Annotated in this window: 3 protein-coding genes; 2 read left to right on the top strand and 1 reads right to left on the bottom strand. The window is 37.0% G+C overall.

Annotated features, from left to right (window positions below; all coding sequences use genetic code 11):
• On the bottom strand, nt 1–1,928 hold a 1,928-nt coding region (locus KTR07_RS27790; protein WP_101631070.1), incomplete at its 3' end, for a DUF5127 domain-containing protein.
• 304 nt (nt 1,929–2,232) lie between these two features.
• On the opposite strand from KTR07_RS27790, the gene KTR07_RS27785 reads away from it, so the two are divergent.
• Together KTR07_RS27785 and KTR07_RS27780 are read left to right on the top strand one after the other, a co-directional pair.
• Nucleotides 2,233–2,424, top strand: coding sequence for a hypothetical protein (locus KTR07_RS27785; protein ID WP_008763856.1), 192 nt, complete (start codon nt 2,233–2,235; stop codon nt 2,422–2,424).
• A 45-nt stretch (nt 2,425–2,469) separates the two neighbouring features.
• Entirely contained in the window at nt 2,470–3,753 is a 1,284-nt protein-coding gene (locus KTR07_RS27780; protein WP_008767676.1) for a site-specific integrase, read from the top strand.
• The last annotated feature ends 492 nt before the right edge of the window (nt 3,754–4,245 follow it).

The following is a 4,245-nucleotide window of genomic DNA, read 5'->3' as shown; positions in this document are numbered from 1 at the left end:
TCCGGGTCCTGTCCATACTCTACGAGATAGTTTGTCCAAGTAGTTAAGAGATCCCAATATTTTTTTACATAGTCAGCGTTTCCTTCGATTTTGCTAATAGCAGCAGCAAGAATTACCATGTTACCTCCTTCTTCAATTGGCATGTCACCTCCATACACTTGACCATTAGCAATAGGATAAGTCCCTAAATCGTGTGCTGGAAAAGGTTTGTTCCAACGACCGCTAGCACTATACTCAAAGATGCTAGTCATCATAGCTTTCTGTAATTCAGGGTTATAAACCAAAAATAGTGGTGCGGATGGATAAGTTAGGTCTACTGTATTTACACAACCATTACTGTTGTTTTCTTTAGAGAACCATAACAAGTTACCTTCTTTATCAGTAAAGAGTTTATGAGCAGAGATCACTTGGCGATAAGATGCCGAACAGATTTCTGCATATTTTTTGCCACCTGCCTTTTCTGCATCGTCATAAATAAGTTCGTCAAAGGCGCGACAACGTTCCATAATAGCCTGATAGTTGTCTCTCAATTTTTCGAAAGCATCGAAGATAGTCACTTTGCCATCATGCTTCCAATAGCCCATACGCTTCTCGTACATATACTCAATAGAGTAAATGTCATCATAACCAAGCATCATGAATCCTTCTTTCCCGCTATTGGAGACAGAACCGAGATTGTGAACATATGCCATAGCCGGATTATCTTCCTCTTTACGAGTTGTCCATTTAGTCTTTGTAGTGGCTAATGTACCATTTTTCACGAATGATTCTTTCATTCCGTAATAGTCTCCCAAACTGACTGATTTACCTGATCCATTCGTACTAGCAAGATATGCATAACCCCAATCAGCACAAATCAAGTCACCTCTTCGGTCACATATTGGTTGATCGATTGAACCTGCTTCTACATAACTGATACCATTCTTTGATAAGGTACGAGCAACAGTAGGCTGGTTACTTTCGTTAATAGCCAGTTCAGGAGTTGTCTCCATATAGAATTGTACATCATGAGTTTTTTTATCTAATGAACGTACATGATAAGAAACATAGTTTATAGGAGTTGACAATAAATCAAGATCATCAATTAATTGAGGAGCGGTAAACACGACATCAAGCTCTACAGGACCACAAGTGAAAGTATAGTAGGTGGAAGTAGCCAATACGTCTACAGATTTCTGAACAGCTTCATTTGCAAACTTAACAGCATTTTCCTTCTCACGAAACAATCCGAAATCGACATATGAACCACCTGTAGTATTGTGGCAATGGGCAGCGATTACGTTCTTACCTTTACGAAGTTTCTTTTTTGCTTCTTCTGAAAGTTTCAGATATACATTATTCTTCCAGACAAGTCCTGTAGAAACAAGCTTTTCCCCATTTAGATACAACTCAAATACATCATCATGGGAATAGATCAGATAAATATCTTCAGCGATATTCGGTTCATTAAAATCGAAAGTGCGACGAATGTAGATATCGGTATTGTCTCCTTTCCATTCTGTGTGAATACGTTCCATATCACGACTACCAAACGCTGCTTTACCTTTCTTCCAATTGCTATCATCAAACTGAAATTCTTGCCATCCGTTTGATGGTTGGCTGTTAGTGTACGCTGCTTCCCAACGTTCTACATTAGTCATAGGAGCAATAGGTACCAGATTAATTTTATCTTTCCCCAAAAAACGATATACTTTTCCGTCAACACGCAGAGCACCCAATAAAGGTTTCTTCGCACTTGTCCAATGCTCTGTACTACCTTCCATTAATTTATCATAGGGTGACCAGATCGAAAAATAAGGATCTGAAACGATAATAGGCACCGACGGAGCACGTAGCGCTATATCTTTTGCAGGTTTTAATAAGTCAACGGTCTGGGCATTTGCCAACAAGCCGACTGAAAGAGCCATTATGGCTAGCAATTTCTTCATAAATATTTGCTTTAAATTAATCTTCAAATCCAAGGTTATCCATCCATCAATCTTATTTACCTCATAAAAAAACAAGCCCTAAGTATTCTTTTAAATCCACTTTTTACCTTAATACTATCTCACCTTTGAATAATTGCAATCTTTATACCCGTTTTCCTATACCTTTAATATATAATATCAGTACTGTCATATTTAGGATGAAATGTTATGGAGAAGCGGCTAACAAATCGTGTATTTCTAGCAAATATCGAGCTTTAACAAACTCTTTATTTTCCATAGTATCTCATTTTGATGACACAAAATAATGGAATTAATAGAAGAAACAAGGAAAATCTGTGTTCAAGAAAGGACAAAATCTATTCTTTTTTGGATTTCAAACGTTCTTTTAACATACGGAATAGGGGCTCTGACGTTGTTTGAGCAGTATTTATCCTTTTTTGAGCAGATTTTATCCTTACCAACCCAAAATGAAGGTCTATTAATTGATGACTTCTAACTTTAACAAAAGAGATATTGGTCATTTCAGATAGCTTTCGTAAATTTGCAACACGAATGCAATACTGATTATACCATCGCAAAATATATACCATATATTAAACCCAAGTACGTTACCCAAGAGGGAACTACTGTCCTTTATGTTCGATATAATTACAATCGGAACAAGCGCACGCTTATCTCTACCGGATACAATATCAAACCGGAACATTGGGATGCAAAAAGGAAATGGATTAAGCGTGCATGTCCCCATTATGAAGAAATTGATGCCTGCTTGATTAAGATAACATCTAAGCTCGGTGATATTCTCACCTATGCTAAAGTAAACGGCATAGATCCGACAGTTGATTTTGTCTTGCTTGAATTAGAAAAGAACAGGGAATATGATCTGCGTCCTAATCGGGTAGATATGTTTGATGCATTAGAACGGTATATAGTGGAAAAAGCACCATCCGTCTCTGCAGATCAAATAAAAGACTATCGAACACTCCGCAAGCATCTGACCGCCTTCAAAGAATACTCATCACAACCTGTAACATTCCGCAACTTGAATCTGACATTTTACAACGAGTTTATGGATTATCTATTTCATAAAGTAGTAAAACCAAACGGAACTGTAGGGCTGCTCACCAATTCTGCAGGAAAAATCATACGTTTGTTGAAAGGCTTTGTTAATTATCAAATAGTAAAAGGAATTATTCCACCGATTGACCTAAAGAATTTCAAAGTTGTAGAAGAGGAAACCGATGCTATTTATCTAAATGAAAAGGAGCTGGCTGCAATATACGAACTTGATTTATCAGATGATAAGCAATTGGAAGAGATACGGGATGTATTCATTACCGGGTGTTTCACAGGATTACGATACAGTGACCTTTCAACTTTAAGTCCTGAGCATATTGATTTGGATAATGAGAATATAAATCTCAAACAGCGGAAGGTACACAAGGCTGTAGTGATTCCCATGATTGATTATGTGCCCGAGATTCTTAAAAAATATAATTATGATTTGCCTAAAATCCCACGATACATGTTTAATGAGAGAGTCAAAGAGTTGGGGCGGAAGATAAAATTGAGCCAAAAGATTGAAGTTGTCCGCAGGAAAGGTAAAGAGCGAGAAAAGAGGGTATATGAGAAATGGGAAATGATCTCTTCCCATACCTGTCGGCGATCGTTTTGTACAAACATGTATCTATCTGGTTTTCCTGCAGCAGAACTAATGCGTATATCCGGACATAAAAGTCCATCTGCGTTTATGCGATATATTAAAGTGGATAATCAGCAGGCTGCTAAAAGACTAAAAGAGTTGCGTGCCAAATTAGCCAGATGAATTCCTTAGGGAGATAAAACTATAACCATTTTTAGAATAAGACAACAGGCGTTAGTTTCCTCGGAGGAAACGCCAGTTCCCTTTAAAAGGAACGGTCGTTTCCATTAAAAGGAACGTCCGTTCCCTCACCGGGAAACGACAGTTTCCATTCCAAGAAATGACAGGAAACTATAAGTTGCTGATATCTAGCCATATAAAGTACTATCGGTAATATTATAGAGTTTATGTTCATGTCCAAACAGATATGCTTCATTCTTACATCGTTAGAGCATTTAGACAGATGAAAATAAAGTTTTTAAATAAATCTATAAGGAACTGCTATTCTAATATATAAGACAAGTATCTCATACTTCCTATAATTCTTTTCTTTCTGTAACTTATTTATTCATGTATAATACATAGAATTACAATACAAACGCAATACAATTCAATCATAATTCATTAATTAATAGGATGTTAATGTGTTTGCGGGTCGTTTGGACAGGACCCGGA

The organism is Bacteroides sp. MSK.20.82 (assembly GCF_019052485.1).
In the GTDB taxonomy this organism is placed as follows: Bacteria; Bacteroidota; Bacteroidia; order Bacteroidales; family Bacteroidaceae; genus Bacteroides; species Bacteroides thetaiotaomicron.
Note: the sequence above shows the minus strand (reverse complement) of the source record. Positions and strands in the feature narration are given on the sequence as shown.

Coding starts and splice junctions, on each gene's coding strand:
- KTR07_RS27785 (WP_008763856.1), top strand. CDS start 2,233: ATGGAATTAATAGAAGAAACAAGGAAAATCTGTGTTCAAGAAAGGACA.